The sequence below is a fragment of the Shinella yambaruensis genome, from assembly GCF_050859155.1.
In the GTDB taxonomy this organism is placed as follows: domain Bacteria; phylum Pseudomonadota; class Alphaproteobacteria; order Rhizobiales; family Rhizobiaceae; genus Shinella; species Shinella yambaruensis.
The window spans coordinates 3750764-3768985 of sequence record NZ_CP150638.1; the positions used below are offsets into that span (position 1 = coordinate 3750764).

At 67.6% G+C, this 18222-nt stretch carries 12 protein-coding genes; 8 read left to right on the forward strand and 4 right to left on the reverse strand.

Translation table 11 applies throughout. The annotated features are described in order from the left end of the window. Positions 1–151: 151 nt before the first annotated feature. Positions 152–361, forward strand: coding sequence for a hypothetical protein (locus WMC41_RS18330; protein WP_244769768.1), 210 nt, complete (start codon positions 152–154; stop codon positions 359–361). A 147-nt stretch (positions 362–508) separates the two neighbouring features. Here the strand turns inward: WMC41_RS18330 and WMC41_RS18335 are convergent, their stop codons facing one another. Then, positions 509–1078, reverse strand: coding sequence for a hypothetical protein (locus WMC41_RS18335; RefSeq protein WP_432345478.1), 570 nt, complete (start codon positions 1076–1078; stop codon positions 509–511). 215 nt (positions 1079–1293) lie between these two features. Between WMC41_RS18335 and WMC41_RS18340 the strand changes: the two genes are divergently transcribed. The 7 genes from WMC41_RS18340 (at position 1294) to WMC41_RS18370 (ending at position 14464) form a co-directional block, all read left to right on the forward strand. Next, positions 1294–1671 (forward strand): hypothetical protein, encoded by a 378-nt coding sequence (locus tag WMC41_RS18340; protein ID WP_432345481.1) that lies wholly within the window; start codon positions 1294–1296, stop codon positions 1669–1671. 44 nt (positions 1672–1715) lie between these two features. Beyond that, complete coding sequence (locus WMC41_RS18345; RefSeq protein ID WP_432345484.1) at positions 1716–3716, forward strand: amidase; 2001 nt, start codon at positions 1716–1718, stop codon at positions 3714–3716. A gap of 302 nt (positions 3717–4018) precedes the next feature. After that, positions 4019–5104: an ATP-binding protein gene (locus tag WMC41_RS18350; protein WP_244769764.1), complete on the forward strand. Its 1086-nt coding sequence runs from the start codon at positions 4019–4021 to the stop codon at positions 5102–5104. After that, positions 5076–7403, forward strand: a complete 2328-nt coding sequence (locus WMC41_RS18355) for a DUF5682 family protein (protein ID WP_432345488.1) — start codon at positions 5076–5078, stop codon at positions 7401–7403. The genes WMC41_RS18350 and WMC41_RS18355 overlap by 29 nt, the downstream gene beginning before the upstream one ends. Before the next feature lie 21 nt (positions 7404–7424). After that, positions 7425–11366, forward strand: a complete 3942-nt coding sequence (locus WMC41_RS18360; RefSeq protein WP_432345491.1) for a WGR and DUF4132 domain-containing protein — start codon at positions 7425–7427, stop codon at positions 11364–11366. Beyond that, a complete protein-coding gene (locus WMC41_RS18365; RefSeq protein WP_244769761.1) occupies positions 11363–12502 on the forward strand; it encodes a VWA domain-containing protein in 1140 nt (379 codons plus the stop codon). The genes WMC41_RS18360 and WMC41_RS18365 overlap by 4 nt, the downstream gene beginning before the upstream one ends. A 3-nt stretch (positions 12503–12505) precedes the next feature. After that, positions 12506–14464 (forward strand): SWIM zinc finger family protein, encoded by a 1959-nt coding sequence (locus WMC41_RS18370; RefSeq protein WP_432345493.1) that lies wholly within the window; start codon positions 12506–12508, stop codon positions 14462–14464. A gap of 120 nt (positions 14465–14584) precedes the next feature. Here the strand turns inward: WMC41_RS18370 and WMC41_RS18375 are convergent, their stop codons facing one another. Genes WMC41_RS18375 through WMC41_RS18385 form a run of 3 tightly spaced genes read right to left on the reverse strand, consistent with a single transcriptional unit; the run spans position 14585 to position 18209 of the window. Next, positions 14585–16684: a molybdopterin cofactor-binding domain-containing protein gene (locus WMC41_RS18375; RefSeq protein ID WP_432345495.1), complete on the reverse strand. Its 2100-nt coding sequence runs from the start codon at positions 16682–16684 to the stop codon at positions 14585–14587. Beyond that, complete coding sequence (locus WMC41_RS18380) at positions 16681–17157, reverse strand: (2Fe-2S)-binding protein (protein WP_432345497.1); 477 nt, start codon at positions 17155–17157, stop codon at positions 16681–16683. The genes WMC41_RS18375 and WMC41_RS18380 overlap by 4 nt, the downstream gene beginning before the upstream one ends. Further along, entirely contained in the window at positions 17154–18209 is a 1056-nt protein-coding gene (locus tag WMC41_RS18385) for an AraC family transcriptional regulator (RefSeq protein WP_432345500.1), read from the reverse strand. The genes WMC41_RS18380 and WMC41_RS18385 overlap by 4 nt, the downstream gene beginning before the upstream one ends. Between the last annotated feature and the right edge of the window lie 13 nt (positions 18210–18222).

The window sequence follows — 18222 nt, forward strand, 5'->3', positions numbered from 1 at the left end:
CGGCCGATGACCTATTCCGGCACGGCGGGTAGCCGATTGTTTACCTTTCGCGGAGTCGAATGGTGCATACAATCAAAAGTAGGTAGGCCCCTGCGAATGGCTGGGTAAACGTGAGCCCGCTCCATGACGGAGCCGATTCGAGGTGCCTTTCATGCCCATGCAGACCCTTCACCGTCTGACCAACGACCCCACACCCGCCCAGCGTCTTGCCCGTGCCATCAAGGACATCGACAGGCGGCTGGACTGGGTCCACCGACACAACCAGCCCGTCCCCCTGAACGCCTACCGTGCCCGACGCATCCTGCACGAGGCGCTTGCCCGTTGCCGCGAGCGCAACACCATTCTCCCGCCGGTTCGCTGACGGGAGACACTGCGCCCGCGGATGCGATGCCCAAGCCGCGCCGCTCGCGCAGGGACCCGGTCGAGCGATACGAGGCGCTCCCGGGTCTTCCTTCTTCAAACGGACCCGACATCCGAAGCGGGGCAGGCAGGAAGCGGGTGGCGCCACCTAATCGCTATGTGCAATATTGACGCCGGTGCTCGATCCGAACTGCGAGAACGAGACCTCCATCGCCCCCTTCTTCCAATAGGCTGTTGCACCGGAACCGGATTTATCAAGGGTGTCGGGAGTCCCCAGGTGCTCGGTCAGGGCGTCCAGGAGCGCGGAGGGGCCGGCAAGGGAATAGGAGCATGCCCTGTGGCTGTTCGCCCCCTTCGCTATCCAGAAAGACAATAGGCCGGCACCCTCGTTTTCTCCCCGCCGCCAGCCTATCACGTCCACCGATCCGCCATTGTAAGCCAGGAAACTCGTGCGCCACGCCGCGGTTTCCTGATCTCTCATCCGGTCCCATCCGAGCGCGCTTCCCTTCGCCGCCGCTTCCGAAACCGTGGACGACAGGCAGATGTCCAGAAGCTGCGCTACAGTCGGGGTCGGTGGCATGGCGACAGCCGCTTCAGAAATCGGAAGGACCATGAGCACTGCCGCCACTGCTATCCGGATCATGCGAAAATCCTTGCTGCCGCCGGAAAAATCCCGGCACGATTCCAGACAATAGCCGGCGGCGGCATCATTTTCCATGGCACGGCCTGCGGGAACAAGATCGCTGAAAATCGACGTGATATGCGGCCGAAAACCAGCTAATACGGCTTGTGCGGCACCCGTCGGGCAGGTGAACGAAACATCCTCATACCCGGCAACGCCGCCCGCAAAAGCAGGACCGATCTAAAATCCATCATCTGCGGGGACTTGGATGCTCCGCTGTGACGTACAGGGAAGCGCAGAAGGAGAGACGGATGGCAAACCCACCCGACATGACGAAACATCGCGGCTTCCCGTCCGGCATGCCAGGCACAGGCGTCCAGTTCACCATCAGGCGCGCCAATCCAAGAGGCGTGACCCCGATCAAGGCCCTGCCGCGCCGGGCCCGCCCGGGCACGGCCGAACACCGTATCGACGCCGCCTTCCTCCACGCCCTCTGGCATCATTTCGGTGCGGAACCATTCGAACGCGGCAACCTCGACGCCGCGCGCCTCAACCTTCTCTTCGGCCGCGAGGTCCTGCCCGCCGGGAAGGACTTCGATCCGCTCTCCTACGAGGCGCTCCTCGTCATCAATGAAAAAACCGCCCGCCAGACGTTTCCCGAATCCTTCGACGAGGTCTTCGAAGTCTGACGGCGCTGCGTCAGGTGAGACATAACTCTTGCGGGAGAGCATCGATGAGGATTGTCGAAGCGTCGATTGGTGAACTGCGCGAAGCGCTTCGAACCGGTCGGGCAACCAGCGTCGGCCTGGTGGCGGCCTATCTGAACCGCATTGCGCGTTACGACCGGCACGGCATTGCCCTCAACGCCGTGCCGGTGCTCAACCCCGATATGTTCGCCGAAGCGCACGCTTCGGACCTCAGGCGCGCGCGCGGCGAAAGCCTCGGCCCGCTCGACGGCATTCCCTACACCGCCAAGGACAGCTACAAGGTGAAGGGGCTGAGCGTCGCCTCCGGTTCGCCCGCCTTCGCCGATCTGATCGCGACCGAGGATGCCTTTGCGATTTCGCGCCTGCGGGCCGCGGGCGCCGTGCTGATCGGGCTGACCAACATGCCGCCGATGGCCAATGGCGGAATGCAGCGCGGCGTCTATGGGCGCGCGGAATCCCCCTACAATGCCGACTGGCTGACGGCCGCCTTCGGCTCGGGCTCCTCGAACGGATCGGGGACCGCGACCGCCGCGAGTTTCGCGGCCTTCGGGCTTGGCGAGGAAACCTGGTCGAGCGGGCGCGCGCCGGCCGCCAACAACGGGCTCTGCGCCTATACGCCGAGCCGGGGCGTCATCTCCGTGCGCGGCAACTGGCCGCTCGTGCCGACCATGGACGTCGTGGTGCCGCACAGCCGTTCGATGGCGGACATGCTGGAGCTGCTCGACGTCATCGTCGCCGACGATCCCGAAAACCGCGGCGATTTCTGGCGTCGCCAGACCTGGGTCGCGATCCCGAAAGCCTCCGATATCCGGCCCCGGTCCTATGTCGGGATCGCCCGAACGGCGAGCCTTTCGGGCAAACGGTTCGGGCTGCCGGCAATGTATATCAATGCCGATCCGGCGGCGGGAACCGGCGAGAAGGTGGGGATCGGCGGCCCGACCGGCCAGCGCATCGAGACGCGCGCCTCGATGATCGCGCTCTGCCTTGCCGCGCGGGCGGCGCTCGAAGCGGCCGGGGCCGAGGTCGTGGTGACGGATTTCCCAGTCGTCAGCAACTACGAGGGAGACCGCCCCGGCGCGCCGACCATCGCGACACGCGGCCTCGTCAGCCCGGATTACCTACGCCGCGAAATCATGGACCTGTCCGCCTGGGCCTGGGATGATTTTCTGGCGGCCAATGCCGACCCCGCCCTGCAGCGGCTTGCCGATGTCGACGGCAGGCGCATCTTCCCCGCGCCGGAAGGCAGCCTGCCCGACCGTTACCACGGCTTCGACGATCGCATCGCCGACTATCCCACCCATCTGCGCGAGCATCCCATCGCCGTATTCGACGATATCCCGGGCCTTGCCGAAGGGCTCCGGGGGCTTGAGGAGACCCGGCGCATCGACCTTGAAGCCTGGATGGACCGGCTGGAACTCGACGCGGTGATCTTCCCGGCCGTTGCCGATATCGGCCCGGCGGATGCCGACGTGAACCCCGCCTCGGCCGATCTTGCCTGGCGGAACGGCACCTGGGTGGCCAACGGCAACCTGGCGATCCGCCATCTGGGCATTCCGACGGTGACCGTTCCGATGGGAATGCTTGCCGACATCGGCATGCCGGCGGGGCTGACCTTCGCCGGCCGGGCCTTCGACGACACGGCGCTGCTCGCCTATGCCTGCGCCTTCGAAAGGACCGGCGCCTATCGCCAAGCGCCGCCGCGGACGCCCGAGCTTCCGGAACTGCCCGGCGTCGCGGAAACGGAACCGCCGGACATGGCCGGACTGCGACTGACCGCCTCGATTACGCCCGACGGTTCGGGACGCCAGCGTCTGTCGATACAGGCGCAAAGCCCGACACCACTGCTCTGGCTGACGGTGAACGGCGAGCCGGTTTCGTTCCGGCAGGACGGCATGCAAATCAGCGCAAGCCTCGTCGTGGACAGGAACACCCATGTCCATAGCGAATGGCGCAATCCCTACGGCCATGTGGTGATCGCCTGCGCGCAGGGTACGGCCGCCTATGCCGTCGTCGGCGGCACCGCCTGAGCCGATAGATCGACCGCATCGGGAACAGACCAAGCCGGCATCTGCGACCCGGTGCATGTACTCCCCGTGGCTTCCCGCCGGACAAGGGCCGCGGCTTGAAATCCTCCCATGGATGCCACCGGCCCGGCGGCAGATCCTTTCCCGAGAAGGAACGCGGGCATTTATTTCAAGCGGCGGCCGAAGAAAGCCGGACCTTGAAACGTAACCCCGGAGCAATATGTTGCCCTTGGCTGCTCTTCCAGGCGGCCAAGGAATTTGATCCCGTTTCGACGCAACCCGCCAGAACAGGACCGTCCCGCCGCATGCCCCACCCGACCGCCGCCGTTCAGCGCCCCCCTGCCGAAATCGCCTATCGAGAAGAACTGGAAGCCCTGCGCCGCAGCGACAGGGACCCCCGGCCGCCTGGCTGGGCACTGTCCCTGAGGGCGGTCAAGGCCTTCGTTCTCGGCGGTGACGGAGCGAGCGCAAAGCTCGTTGTGTCCCCCTCCCTCATCGAGCGCGCCATGGTCACGCTCGCGACGTCCCGCGCGCTGATCCTCATCGGCGAGCCGGGCACGGCCAAGAGCCTGCTTTCCGAATTGCTCGCAGCCGCCATCAGCGGGGATTCGACGCTCACCATCCAGGGCGGTGCGTCGCTGAACGAGGATCAGATCAAGTACGGCTGGAACTATGCGCTGCTCGTCGCGGAAGGGCCGACCCGGCGCGCGCTCGTCCCCGCGCCTCTCCACCACGGCATGTCGGACGGCAAGATCGTGCGTTTCGAGGAAATCACGCGCTGCCCGCTGGAAGTGCAGGATTGCCTGCTGTCGATCCTGTCCGACAGGGTCATGGCCGTGCCGGAACTGCCCGGCGAGGACGGCATGGTCTTCGCCCGCGACGGCTTCAACGTCATTGCCACCGCCAACACCCGCGACCGCGGCGTCAACGAAATGTCGGCGGCGCTCAAGCGGCGCTTCAATTTTGAGACGGTCTTTCCCATCCGCGATGCCGACGAGGAACTGGCGCTGGTCAGGCGCGAGGCGGCGAAGCTGCTGGCCCGTTCCGGCGTGCCGGCCGCACCCGACGACGACGTGCTGGAGGTGCTAGTCACCTGCTTTCGCGACCTGCGCGACGGCCTTTCGGCGGAAGGCGGCGTGGAACGGCTGAGTTCGGTGATGAGCACCGCCGAAGCGGTCAGCGTCGCCCATGCGGTCGGCGTGCGCGGCCACTACATGCGCGGCGACCGGGGACGGCCGGAAGACATCGTCGAATGCCTTGCCGGCACCGCTGCCAAGGACAATGCGGACGATCTGGCAAAGCTCCGTCGCTACCTGGAGCAGAAGGCGGCGAAGCGGTCCGGCGAAGCCTGGAAGGCATTCTATGCGGCTCGGCATCTTCTCACGCCCTGAGCGCCAGCCGGCGGCTGCGGACGAAAGGCTCGTCGTCATCGGCGTACGCCACCATTCGCCGGCCTGCGCCCATCTGGTGCGTCGCACCGTCAAGCGGCACCGTCCGGCTTTCGTGCTGATCGAGGGACCGGCGGATTTCAATCCGCATCTTGGCGACCTGAGGCTCGACCATCAGCTTCCGCTCGCCATCTTCAGCTATCATGCGACGCGGCACCGCAGCTTCGCCTCCTATTCGCCCTTCTGCGCCTATTCGCCGGAATGGCAGGCCCTGCAGGCGGCGTGGGAGGCGGGCGCGACGCCGCTCTTCTGCGACCTTCCGGCATGGCACCCCGATTTTGGCGCGCGGGCAAACCGCTATGCCGATCCGCACGGTCGGCACGCCGCTGCCGCCGAGGCGGCCGTCGCCCGTGCGCTCGGCGAGGATGGCCGCGATGCGGTCTGGGATACGCTGGCCGAACAGGCACCGCCGGACGAACTGGACCATCGCCTCGAGCGCTATTTCGACCTGCTGCGGCCAGGCGGGGACGAGGATCCGCTCGAAAGTGCGCGCGAGCAGTTCATGGCGCGCCATGCCGCCTGGGCCCTGCGGGAGGCCGGAAGCCGCAAGGTCGTCCTGGTTTGCGGCGGCTGGCATGCCGAAGCGATCCGGCGGCTGGCGTGGGCGGCGGACGGGGCGCGGCCCGACGTGCCCGCTCCCGCTAACGACGAGCACGCCGGCAGCTACCTCGTGCCCTACGACTATCGCCGGCTCGACCGCTTCACCGGCTATGCCTCCGGCATGCCCTCCCCGGCCTATTACGAACAGGTTCATGCACGCGGGCTGGAAGCGGCGGCAAACTGGGCTGAAAATGCAATCGCACAGGCGATGCGCGCAGCCGGGCAGGTCGTCTCCACGGCCGACCGTGTTGCATGGCACGCCCATGGACAGGCGCTCGCGCTTACGCGCGGCCACCGCACGGTATTGCGCACGGATCTGCTCGACGCCGCCCTCGCGACGCTGGTGAAGGACGGGCTCGACCAGCCCGCCGCCTGGACCCGCGAGGGTGCCGTCCGGGCCGGCACCCATCCCGCGCTCGTCGCCATGCTGAAGGCGCTGACGGGCGAACGGCAGGGGCGGCTGGCGCCCGGCGCGCGCCGGCCACCGCTGGTCATCGATATCGAGGAGAGGCTTGAGCATGCCGGGCTCACGCCCGGGCACAGCGCGCGGCGGATCGAACTGGACTGGCGCGCGCCGGCCGACAGGGAGCAGGCTCATATCCTCAACGCCTTGCGCGTCCTCGGCATGCCCGGCCTTGAGCGGCTCGAAGGACCGTCGGCGCCGCGCCCTGCCGCACCACAGGAAAGCTTCCGGTTGATACGGCATCGCGATGCGGAGGGCATGCTGATCGAGGCCTCCCGCTGGGGCGGCACGCTGCCTATGGCCGCGACCGCCCTGCTGGCGGACCGGGTGGCGGAGGCGCGAAGCGACCTCAAGGCGCTTTCGGCCTGCCTTGCCGATGCGCTGTTCGCCGGCCTGCTGGCCCTTGAAAACGACCTGACGGCGCAGCTCGCACACGGCATCGGGCTTTCGCACGACATGGGCGCCGTCGGCGCAGCGGGCCGCATGGCCATGGGCCTCTACCGCTTCGGCGAGATTTTCGGTGCGGCGGCGCACCGGGCGCTGGGCGAACTCTGCGAAGCAGCTTTTAGCCGCGTCCTGCAGGCCGCCGAAGCAATCCGGAACGACGAGGAAGGCCTGCGCGCCATCCCGGCATTCGTTGCCTGCCGCGACATGCTGCGCGACGGCCCCGACCTAGCCATCGAACGCGGCGCCTTTCTGGCCATGCTCGGCCGCTGCCTCGCGAATGCGCAGACCGCCCCGGCCGTGGCTGGCGCGGCGCTCGGCACGCTCGTCGCCTGCGGTGAAAGCAGCGGCCACGACATCGCCGGGCACATGCGCCGCTTCAGCCGGCCCGATCAGCTCGGCGACTTCCTCTCCGGGCTTTTCGCGCTGGCGCGGGAAGAGATCGCAGCCGACAACGCGTTGATCGATGCCGTGCGCACGCTCGTCGACGACTGGCCGGACGACGCGTTCCTGATCGCGCTCCCGGCGCTGCGGCAAGCCTTTGCCTTCTTCCCGCCGCGCGAGCGGGAACGGTTGTCGCGCGTCATCCTGCGCGCGGCGGGGATAGGCGAGGCGCAGGCCGAAATCCGGGCGCTCGAATGGATGCGCCAGCCGGCGGATGTCGCCGATCAGGCGGCGGCGCTGGCGCTCGAAGCAATCGTCGCCCGGCGCCTTGCCAATGCCGGGCTGGTTTGATGGAAGATGAGGAAGGACCGCATGGAACGCTATGAACTCGTCGAAGGAAAATCGTCCAAGTTCTGGGAGGCCGCCGTCGAAGGAAACCGGCTGACGGTGCGGTTCGGGCGGATCGGCACACAGGGCCAGACGAAGGAGAAGGATTTCGACAGCGCCGAGGACGCCGAGAAGGAAAAGAAGAAGCTCGTCAAGGAAAAGACCGGCAAGGGCTATGTGCCGGCGATGAATGGCGCAGCCGCTCCTGCCGCATCCGCACCGCCAAAGCCGCAGGAGGCCGGGGTACGGCCGGAAATGGCGCGGGAACCCGCGCCAGCCGCAGCAGAGGACGAAGCATCGGCCGCCATGGTGTCCGACGGTGACGTGCCGCAGGACGCATCCCCCGAATTCCGTCCGGACGAGGCACAGCTCGATGCCCTGATCGGCAAACCCCTCGCCACCCGCTCGCGCCCGCACGGCTCTCTCGACGCGGCGAGCGCCTGGGCGCATCTCCTTGCGGACCTGCGCAGCATCAAGCCGGCCGTAAAGAAGGAAGGCAGCGACGCCTTCGCCTGGCTGGAGGAGAATGTCGGCGAGACCGGCCCGAAGGGGTCCGTCTCCGGCTGGTTGAAAACCACGCTCACCGGCAAGGCACCGGCCGCCCCGGACGCCGCCGAGGCACAGAAATGGATCGCACGCATCCTGCTTGCGAGTGGCGGCCTGGTCATGCACAAGGACGGCGAAGAGGGGCGGCCGGCAGGCATTTACTGCCTGCGCGCCTTCCTGTTCTGGCTGTCCGCGACCGGCGGCGTGGAGCGGGTGATCGAGGCGGCAGCGCCCTTCATCGGCGTCAACCATGACAAGCACCGCGCTTATGATTCCTCGTCCTGGAGCAAACCGTTCGACCTTGCCTTGCGCGATGTGCTGACGAGCCTGCCGCAGGAGGACTACGAGCGGGCGATCGGCCTCCTGACGCCGGCCTACCATGCCGAACAGGACTGGCCACGCAAAGCCGCCTATTCCTTCATCCTGGCCGATGACCGGCCGGTCGAGCACGACCTCAAGCCGCTTGCCGTCATCCACGAGGCGGCCGCCGCCGGCCAGGATATCGGAGCCTCGCTCCCGATGGTGCCGCTGCTCGTCGATGCGCCGGCCGCCACCACGGGAAAGTGGCGCACGCGACGATCCTACTTCATGTATTACGGCTATTTCGACGTCCCGCTCGCCGATATCGCGGCCAGCGTCATCGCCAATGCGCGCCATCATGGCGAGCCCGCCGTTCCCCTCCTCGACTGGCTGCTCCACTACGGCTACGACGCCCAGCGAACGCAGCTCGCCCGCGTCATCCTGGCAACCGGCGAAGACAACGCGCTGGCGCAACTCCTGCCGTACCTGCATGAAAAATGGATCCGCGCCGCCCTCGACGAGGCCATGGCCGCCAATCCGGCGCTCGGCTTGCGCCAGCATCTGGCAGTCCTCGCCGGCGGGCGGAACGAGCCGGTGGTGCGCGCCCGCGTCATGGACCTCGTCAAGCAATATCCCGCCGGAACCCTGCGGGCATGGGCCGGCGAGGGGCGCCCGCTCGCACAGCTCGAAAAGCTGCTCGAAGCCGGCAACGTTCCTCTCGCTCCGCCCGAGAAGGTGCCGATGGTCCTGCGTGACCCGCCCTGGCGCAAGAAGGCCGTCAAGAGCGAGGACAGGGTGCTCGACCTCGCGCCGATCGCCACGCCATTCCGCTATCATCGCGAAGGTCCGCTGCCCGAGGACAACAGGTGGCGCCTGTCCCGCGTCCGTACCGTCAAGACGACCGAAAAGTTGATCGAGGCGATCCGCGAATTCGAATCGAAAGCGCTTCCCGCCTGGTACAACGTCCCGCGCGCGACGAACCTGCCCCAGCGGGGCGACGACGAGGAAAAGGTCCTCGGCTTCGTCTCGCAGCGCGTGAATGAAATCATCCATGCCCGCTCCTACGGGCTCAACGCGAGCGGCTGGAATACGCTGATCGACGGCCTCGAAAGCCAGCCCGACGGGCTCGCGCTGACGCTTTGGGGCTGCCCCGGCGCTGTGGCCAGCTATTTCATGGGCGATATCTATCCGCGCATGATGGAGCGCTTCGGGGAAAGGGCCCTGCCCGGCCTCCTCAGGCAGGTCGAAAACGACCCGGTCGGCATGCTCGACAAGGTGCGGGACACCGATGCGGCGGAGATCGCCCCGCTGGCCGCCCGCGCCCTCCTCAAGCTCAAGAAGGCGCGGCTTCCCGCGATGCAGTGGCTGCGGAACCATCGCCCGACCGCCATCACCCGGCTCATCCCCGACGCGGTCGGCAGGAAGGGTGCGGCGCGCGATGCCGCCGAGCACACGCTGCGCTGGCTGGCCGCCGATGGCACGGAGGCGCGCACCGAGATCGAGACGATAGCCCGGGCCTATGAGGCGCAGTCTCCCGATGTGCACGAGGCGCTCGCGGAAGTGCTCGACCGCGATCCGCTCGGCCGGTATCCGGCACGGATCGGCAAACTGCCTGCCTGGTTCAAGCCCGCCAGCCTGACGCGGCCCGTCCTGAAGGACGGTGGCGCGCTGGCGGACGAGACGATGACGGCACTTGCCGAGATGATCTCCTTTTCGACGCCCGAGGCCATCTATGCCGGCATCGACATCACGAAGGAGGCGGCAACGGCCGACAGCCTTGCCCGCTTCTCGTGGGACCTGTTCTCCGCCTGGCTGGCCGAGGGCGCACCGGGCAAGGACGGCTGGGCGCTCCGCGCCATCGGGTGGCTGGGCGATGACGAATGTGCCCGCCAGCTGACGCGGCTTATCAGGAAATGGCCGGGCGAATCCGCCCACCAGCGCGCGGTGACCGGGCTCGACGTGCTTGCCGATATCGGCACGGACGTCGCGTTGATGAACCTCAACGGCATCGCCGAGAAGCTGAAGTTCAAGGGCCTTCAGGAGCGGGCGCGCGAGAAGATCGCCGCCCTTGCCGAGGCGCGAGACCTGACGCCGGAAGAGCTGGCCGACCGGCTCGCACCCGACCTCGACCTCGATGAGCACGGCGGCCTGGAGCTCGATTTCGGGCCACGCCGTTTCCGCGTCGGCTTCGACGAATTCCTGAAACCCTGGGTGAAGGACGAGACCGGAAAGCGGCTCAAGGACCTGCCGAAACCGCTGAGGTCGGACGATGCCGAACGTTCTGCCGCCGCGGTGAAGAAATGGTCTGCGCTGAAGAAGGATGCGCGCGCCGTGGCCAGCCTGCAGATCGCGCGGCTGGAAAACATGCTCTCCACGTCGCGGCGTGTGGCACCGGCGGTGTTCTGGACCTTCTTCGCCAGCCATCCGCTGATCCGCCACCTTTCTCAGCGCCTCGTCTGGGGCGTTTATGACGACCGTGATCCGCGCACCACGCCGACGACAATCTTCCGTGTCTCGGACGACCTGTCCGTGACGGATGCGGCGGACGACACGCTCGATCTCGATTTTTCCGTCGACGCGCCGGGAGCCATCGGGCTTGTCCACCCGCTGCACCTGCCGGAAGGCGGGCTCGACGCCTGGGGCGCGCTCTTCGGCGACTATGAGATCTCGCAGCCCTTTCCGCAGCTCGGCCGCGAAATCCATATGCTGGACGAGGCCGAGAAGTCCGCCCACGAGATCGGCCGCTTCGAAAACCTCAAGGTGGAATCCGCCCGCATCCGCGGCATGGCGGCCCGCGGCTGGCAGCTCGGCGCACCGCAGGACAGCGGCTGCATCTGGTGGCTGGAGCGGCCCGTGCGCTTCGCCGACGGCACAACGAAGGACGCCATGTTCTATTTCGGCGACGGCCTTTTCGCCGGCGCGGCGGACCTGGAGGACAAGCACCAGACTCTCGGAAAACTTTCGCTGGAATCGCTCTATGGCAAGAAAGGCGCCACGCGCACGTTCGGCGACCTCGATCCTGTAACGGCGAGCGAGATGCTGCGTGGGCTCGCGCTTCTGGCGGAAACGGCGGTGAAATGACACGGCCTGCCCTCGACGCCTTGACGCGCTGGCGCCTCGTCCTCGGCGAGGCGGCGGACGGAGCATGCCGCTCTGCCGGCTGCAGCCTTTCGGGCGAGGCGATCGCCATGGATGCCGCGCTCGACTGGCTTTACGGCCGTGAGGAGGAAGACGGCACCCGCAACATCGCGCGCCAGGGCGGCCGGGGACCGTCCGCGCTCACCACGCCGCAATGGATCAACGACATCCACCGGCTTTTCCCGAAGGAAACCATCGAGCGGCTGGAACGCGACGCCATCGAGCGTTACGACATCGACGACGTCGTGACGAATCCCGAGGTTCTGGCGCGCGCCGAGCCGAACGAGACGCTGCTGAAGGCGGTGCTGCGCACCAAGCACCTGATGTCGCCCGATATCCTCGTGCTCGCCCGCAAGCTGGTGCAGGAGGTCGTGCGCCAGCTGATGGAAAAGCTCAGCCGCGAATTGGCGCTCGCCTTTTCCGGCGTAATCGACCGGCGGCGACACAGCCGCTTCCGCATCGCCAGCGACCTCGATTTCCGGCGCGTGCTGAAGGACAACCTCAAGCACTACGATCCCAAGACGCGCCGGCTGACCGTCGAGAAGCTGCATTTCTTCGCGCGCAACCAGCGGCACATGAAGACATGGCAGATCATTCTGCTTGTCGACCAGAGCGGCTCGATGCTGGATTCCGTCATTCACTCGGCGGTGACGGCCGCCTGCCTCTGGGGCCTGCCGGGCGTGCGCACGCACCTCGTCGCCTTCGACACCAATGTCGTCGACCTGACGCGGGATGTTGACGATCCATGCGAGCTTCTGATGAAGGTGCAGCTCGGCGGCGGCACCGACATCCAGGGCGCCGTCGCCTATGCGGCAAGCCTCATCGAACAGCCCGAACGGGCGATCGTCGTGCTCATCTCGGATTTCTTCGAGGGGGCAAGCGAGGCCATGCTGGAGCAGCGCGTGGCCGCGCTCACCGCCCAGCGCACGCTGGTGCTGGGCCTTGCCGCGCTCGATTCGGACGCGGCGCCCGCCTATGACCGGGACATGGCGCGCCGCCTCCTCGCCGCCGGCGCGGACGTCGGAGCCATGACGCCGGGCGAGCTTGCCGGCTGGCTCGCCGAAAAGATCGGGCGCTAGGCGATGGCGCGGCCTGATCTCATCGCGCTGACCGACGAAGGATTGATCCAGCTTTCCAATGCGGGGCTTGTCAAGCGGGCGGTTCGCGAACTGGCGGCCGGCACCGGCCCCGCGATCGCGGAAACGGCAGAGGGGGTGATCGAAGCCCGTTTTGCCGACGGCACGCTGACCCGTCTTGCCCCCGGCCAGGGCCTTGCCGATGCAAGCTGCACCTGCCCCTCCTCCGGTGTCTGCCGCCACCGCATCATGCTGGCGGTCGCCTATCGGGCGGAAAGGGCAGAGGCGGCAGGCGGCACCACGCCGGACAGGGAGGCCTGGAGCCCGGCGTCGCTCGATCCCGAGATCTTCGAGGCGACGCTCGCACCATCGACGCGGGCGGAACTGACCCGTCTTCTGGCATCGCGCCATACGATCCGCCTCGACTACGGGCAGACCCCCACGGCGCATCTCCCGATGGCAAGCGTGCGCTTCCTCGTGCCCGGCGACCTGTCCTATGCCCGCTGCGACTGCGCCCAGGGACAGCATTGCGCGCATGTCGCCCTGGCCATCCGCGGCTTTCACGCAGCGGCTGGCGGCAGGGAAACGACCCTGGGCGGCGGCGATGCTGCCGCAGACGGCGGGGATCGGGAGGAGCTGCGCGCGGCGTGCGATGCCGTCATCACCCGTCTCGTCGAGGCCGGTATCGTCGCAGGACCCGCCGCCTACGAGCAGCCGCTGGCAGCGGCCCTCCGGCATGCACACGACTGCGGCGCGGCGCAGATCCTCCTCGTCCTCGGCGCGCTTTCCGAACAGGTCGAGGCCTACGAGGCCCGCAGCGCCCGCTACGACGAGCGGGCCGTGCTCAAGCTCGCGGCCGAGCTTTTCGCCCGTACGCGGGCCGGGGACGCGGCCACCGCCCTCGGCATTGGCGAGCCTTTCGAAACCGCCATGGGCAAATCGCGCCTGGTCTCGCTCGGCGCCCGGCTCCGGCAGGAGGGTGCCGATATCCGCGCGTCCGTTTTGCTCGCCGATAGCGACATGGGCGCAACCATGCTCATCGAGAAGCTGTTCTCGCCGCTCCCGGCGGAGAAGCACGCCTTCCATGCCACCGTGCGCCGCCGGCAGATGGCGCCGGGACTGCCGGTCGCCGGTGTCGGCCGCGGGCAGATCCTCACCAGCGTCGCACGGCGCCGGGCCGATGGGCTGCTCAGCCTCGGCAGCGGTTCGGGCGGACGCACGCAGGTCATGCCGCGCGACGCCGCCTTTTCCTTTCCGGCGCCGCTTGCGGCCGCCAGCCTTACGCCGATCGCCACGGCTCTGCGCAGCCGGCCGATCTCGCTGCTGCGCCCGCGCAGGCTGTGCGACACCGTGCATGTCTTCGATATCGACGCGGTTCTCGGCCAATCCTGGGCACCCGGTCGCCAGATATGGGAAGGAGCGGTGCGCCTGTGCAACGATGGCGGCACCCTTCATCTCGAACGCGAATTCGATGCCGCCGCACCCGGTGCTACCGGGATTCTCGCCGCCGCGCTATCGGAAAGCTGGGGACTGGTACGCCATGTCGCAGGACCGGTGAGAATGGAAGGCGGCGCGCTCGTCTGCACGCCGTGGTCGCTTTCTGCCGACCGCTTCATCGTGCCCGACCTCGACGCCGACGACGACAGCACGCATGCGGTCACTCCCGCGCTCCGGGATATGCCGAATGACCTGCTCGAGGAAACGGAAATCCTCCTCGGCGGCGTGCTGCACGGCGGAATGCGCGCGCGGAACGCCGCAGGAGCGACGGGCAACGCGCTGGCAATGCGTCTCGACAATGCCGGCTACCGCACGATGGCCGAAAGGCTCGCAGGCTGGATCAGCACCCCCGCCCCGGACATCATCACCCCGTTCTGCAACGCCGCGATCTGGCTGCTGACCCTGCACGAAAGCCGAGAGGCCGCCGCACCTCTTGCCATGGATGCAGACCGGGACCCTCCTGCCTGACCCAGATCGCCGCCGCAAAGCCCGCCGGCCCGGACGATCGCGACATCAAACTCCACGCTGTTGCGATCGTCGACCCCTCGCAGCCGGGTCGCGGAAAATCGGACCGAATGTAAATACCGGTCAAGCGCCTATGAGAACCTCGACCAGCCGTTCCCGCGTCAGCGGCAGGTCGCGCAGCCTCAGGCCAAGCGCCCGGGACGCGGCGTTTCCGATGGCCGCGGCCACCGGCCCCTGCGCGGCCTCGCCCGCACCGAGGGGCGAGCGCGCCGGATCGACGATGAACCGCGTCTCGATCTCGGGAATTTCCGAGAACGTCAGGATCGGATAGGCACTCCAGTCGAAGGCCGGCACCCGGTCGCCCTCGACCTTCACCTCCTCCTTGAGGGTCCAGCTCGCCGCCTGGATGGCGCCTCCCTCGATCTGGCTTCGCGCGCCTTGCGGGTTGACGACAAGGCCCACATCGGCGCAAAGCCATAGCCGTTCCAGCCTGATCTCCTCGTCCACCGAGACTTCCGCGACGGCGGCAAGCCAGGCACCCTTGTTCTTGTAGCGGGCAGCAGCGATCCCGAGCGCCCGCCCTTCGCCCGCCCGGTGGCTGCCGGGCCAGCCGCTCATCTCCGCCGCCCCTTCGAGAACGGCGCGGCAGCGCTCGTCGCTGAGATGACGCAGCCGGAAGTCGAGCGGATCGGCGCCGGCAAGATCCGCCAGCTCGTCCATCGCGGACTCGATGGCAAAGACATTGAGATGGGCGCCCAGGGAGCGCAGCGAGGAGGTGCGGATGCGGCTGCGCGTATCGAGCCGGACGGTCACTTGCTGGCCCGGGAAATCGTAGATCGCCACGGCATTTCGCGCGGCACCGCCGCCGGCGGCAGCGGGAAGGTCCTCGACCTTTCCCGGCAGACGTGCGCTGTCGAGCGCTTCGGCCGAGCTGAGATTGACATGTCCCCCGAAGCCCGGGCGCTGGGCATGCGGCTCGCTCACGACCGACAGGCGCCACGATGCCACCCTGCCGGCAGCGTCGATCTCCGCCACGACCCCGGCCGACATGGCGGCCCCCAGCGGGCCGCGGCTCAGCTCGTCCTCGCGCGACCACAGTACGCGCACCGGCTGGCCCGGCAGTTCCAGCGCGACAATGGCCGCGTCGAGCGCGGCATCGTCAGCACCGTTGTGGCCGTAGCAGCCGGAACCATGCGCATGGATGACCCGTACCGCCGGCGGCTCCAGCCCGAGGCACCCGGCAATCTGCGCGCGAAGCGGGAAAATACCCTGCGAATGGCTCCACACCGTCAACCGGCCGGCATCGAGCCAGGCCAGTGCGCAGGACGGTCCGATCGATGCGTGCGCCACATGCGCCCGCGAATATCGCACGTCTATGCCTGCCGCCCCGGGAGAAGACGGAACCGTTCCGGGCCGGATGACCGTCTCGCCGGCCGTCTCCGCCGGACGCCAGCGGCCGGGCGCCTCTTCCCATGCGGTGAATTTGTCCGCTTCGGCATGTGCGGCATGGACACCGTATTCATCGGGTCCGACGAGGGCGAGGAAATCGTTCTTCCGCAGGACCATGATACCGGGATGGCGACGCTGTAGCCGCGCGTCATCGACATTGGCCAGACGCGCCAGCCGGAACGGTTGCCGGACGACCCTGGCATGCAGCAGCCCCGGCAGGGAAAGATCGTGGATAAAACCGCTGCCGCCGCGCTTCGGCGCCATGTCGATGCGCGGATGGCTCTCCCCCACGGCGCGATAGGCCCCGACGGGCTGCACGGGCACGTCGCCGCTGACATGCTGTTGCCAATCGACCTCGGGCGCGAGAGACCAGAAATCGAGCCCCGTCGGTGCGCCATCGAGAAAGATGTCCCCGTCCCAACAGGACAGGCCGGCACGATCGGCGCCGAGGCGGGCCGCGGCAACATCGATCAAGGCCGCACGCGCCTGCGCCATGGCGATGCGGATGGATGCCCCCGAGACCTCGACGGACTGGCTGCCGGCGGTGATGCCCTCATCCGGCGACCGATCCGTGTCGCAGGGAACGAGCGCGACCAGTCCTGGATCGAGGAGCAGTTCGTCCGCGGCGATCTGGGCAAGGGCCGTGAGGATGCCTTGGCCGAGTTCGACCTTGCCCGATCGGATGCCGACAATGCCCGGCTCGTCGAAGGAAACCCAGCAGCCCAGCTCGGGATTGTCCTGGAGGCTTTTGGGGAGCGCATTGTCCACCATCATGCTCCCCCGCCGAGACGGGCCGCGGCGCGCTCGACGGCCCGCAGGATGCTGCCATGCGCGCCGCACCGGCACAGATGCCTGTCGAGCGCGGCGACCACCGCCTCGCGGCTCGGCCGGCATTGCGCCTTGAGCAGCGCGTGGACACGCATCAGGATGCCGGAGATGCAATAGCCGCACTGGCCGGCCTGCTCTGCCTCGAACGCTTCGAGCAGCGCCAGCCCGACGGGGTCGCCACCCAGCCCCTCGGGGGTCGTCACATTGGCTCCGGCCAGCGCGGACACCGGCAGCGTGCAGGAGTAGCGCGCCTGCCCGTCGATGCTGACCACGCATGCGCCGCACTGCTCCAGGCCACAGCCGAAATGGGTCGCCTTGAGGTCGAGCCGGTTCCGCAGCACGAAGAGAAGGGGCTCGTCGCCAGCCTCATCCACCCGCACCATTGATCCGTTGAGCTGGAATGAGATGCAAGAGCTCATGGTTTGCGCCTCGCGGCACTCTCGAGAGAGGTCGGGACCGAACGCCGGGTACCCGCCTGCGGCGAGAAGGGTCGCTCGGGCGAGGCGGCGAGGTTTTCCTTGACCCATTTCAGCCGGTAGGCGCTCGGCGTCATTCCCGCCGAACTCTTGAACGCCCGGAGGAAATACTTCTCGTCGTTGTAGCCGACGCGGTAGGCGATCTGGCCGATCGTATCGTCGGTCAGAACCAGGCGCTCCCGCGCGTCCTCGATCCGCATTTCGCGGATCAGCACCTGAAAGCTGGTGCCGGTATACTGGCGGATCAGGGCACATAGCCGGCTCTTGGAAAGGCGCGCCGCCGCAGCCGCTTCATCGAGGCTCGGGCCGCGCGTATAGTTTTCACCAATGAACTCGGCGATGCGGCGCATGTGCCCGCTGTCGCGGCCGACCACCGGCAGGGTCCTCGACAGTTCCGCGAATTCGGCCTCGTAGTCCTGGCACAGGGTGGCCAGCATCAGCGTCAGCTCGGCGCGAACGATCTCCATCGCGCCGATACGCTCGGACCGGTGCTGCTCGATCATCGAAGCGACCGCGCGCTCCGTTCGTTCGCTCTGCGCGGCGTCGAGATCGAAACTCACATGGTTCTGCCAGGCGAAGGGCGTCAGTTCCGGCGCCAGCCGCACCAGCTCCGCCATGGGGTAGGACCGCGTGATGTTGGGGCGAAGGAAGTCGAGATCGAAATAGGCGACGATGCAGTGCGTCGCATAGTCGAACCGGATCTGGTGCGGCACCATCGGTGCAATGAAGTAGATGGAGCCGGCCTTGGGCTTGTGCGAGGTCAGGCCGATCCGCATCGCCGGAGCATCCGAGAGGAAGTAGAGGATCTGGAAATAATCATGCTTGTGGGCTGGGTAGAGCCGCTGGGTGTTCTCCACCAGCCGGATGTGGAAACGCGGGCTGCCGGACCTGTCGAGCGCGTAGGAGCGAAAGGGGACGGCATCGGTCCGATCTTCCGGATTCTCGTCCGGATCCGAATGCGGCGGCACCGTCTTCCTGCCCCTTCCCTTGGCCATGTTCGCTCCTGTC

Coding starts and splice junctions, on each gene's coding strand:
- WMC41_RS18330 (WP_244769768.1), top strand. CDS start 152: ATGCCCATGCAGACCCTTCACCGTCTGACCAACGACCCCACACCCGCC.
- WMC41_RS18340 (WP_432345481.1), top strand. CDS start 1,294: ATGGCAAACCCACCCGACATGACGAAACATCGCGGCTTCCCGTCCGGC.
- WMC41_RS18380 (WP_432345497.1), bottom strand. CDS start 17,157: ATGAGCTCTTGCATCTCATTCCAGCTCAACGGATCAATGGTGCGGGTG.
- WMC41_RS18345 (WP_432345484.1), top strand. CDS start 1,716: ATGAGGATTGTCGAAGCGTCGATTGGTGAACTGCGCGAAGCGCTTCGA.
- WMC41_RS18365 (WP_244769761.1), top strand. CDS start 11,363: ATGACACGGCCTGCCCTCGACGCCTTGACGCGCTGGCGCCTCGTCCTC.
- WMC41_RS18335 (WP_432345478.1), bottom strand. CDS start 1,078: ATGGAAAATGATGCCGCCGCCGGCTATTGTCTGGAATCGTGCCGGGAT.
- WMC41_RS18350 (WP_244769764.1), top strand. CDS start 4,019: ATGCCCCACCCGACCGCCGCCGTTCAGCGCCCCCCTGCCGAAATCGCC.
- WMC41_RS18385 (WP_432345500.1), bottom strand. CDS start 18,209: ATGGCCAAGGGAAGGGGCAGGAAGACGGTGCCGCCGCATTCGGATCCG.
- WMC41_RS18375 (WP_432345495.1), bottom strand. CDS start 16,684: ATGATGGTGGACAATGCGCTCCCCAAAAGCCTCCAGGACAATCCCGAG.
- WMC41_RS18355 (WP_432345488.1), top strand. CDS start 5,076: ATGCGGCTCGGCATCTTCTCACGCCCTGAGCGCCAGCCGGCGGCTGCG.
- WMC41_RS18370 (WP_432345493.1), top strand. CDS start 12,506: ATGGCGCGGCCTGATCTCATCGCGCTGACCGACGAAGGATTGATCCAG.
- WMC41_RS18360 (WP_432345491.1), top strand. CDS start 7,425: ATGGAACGCTATGAACTCGTCGAAGGAAAATCGTCCAAGTTCTGGGAG.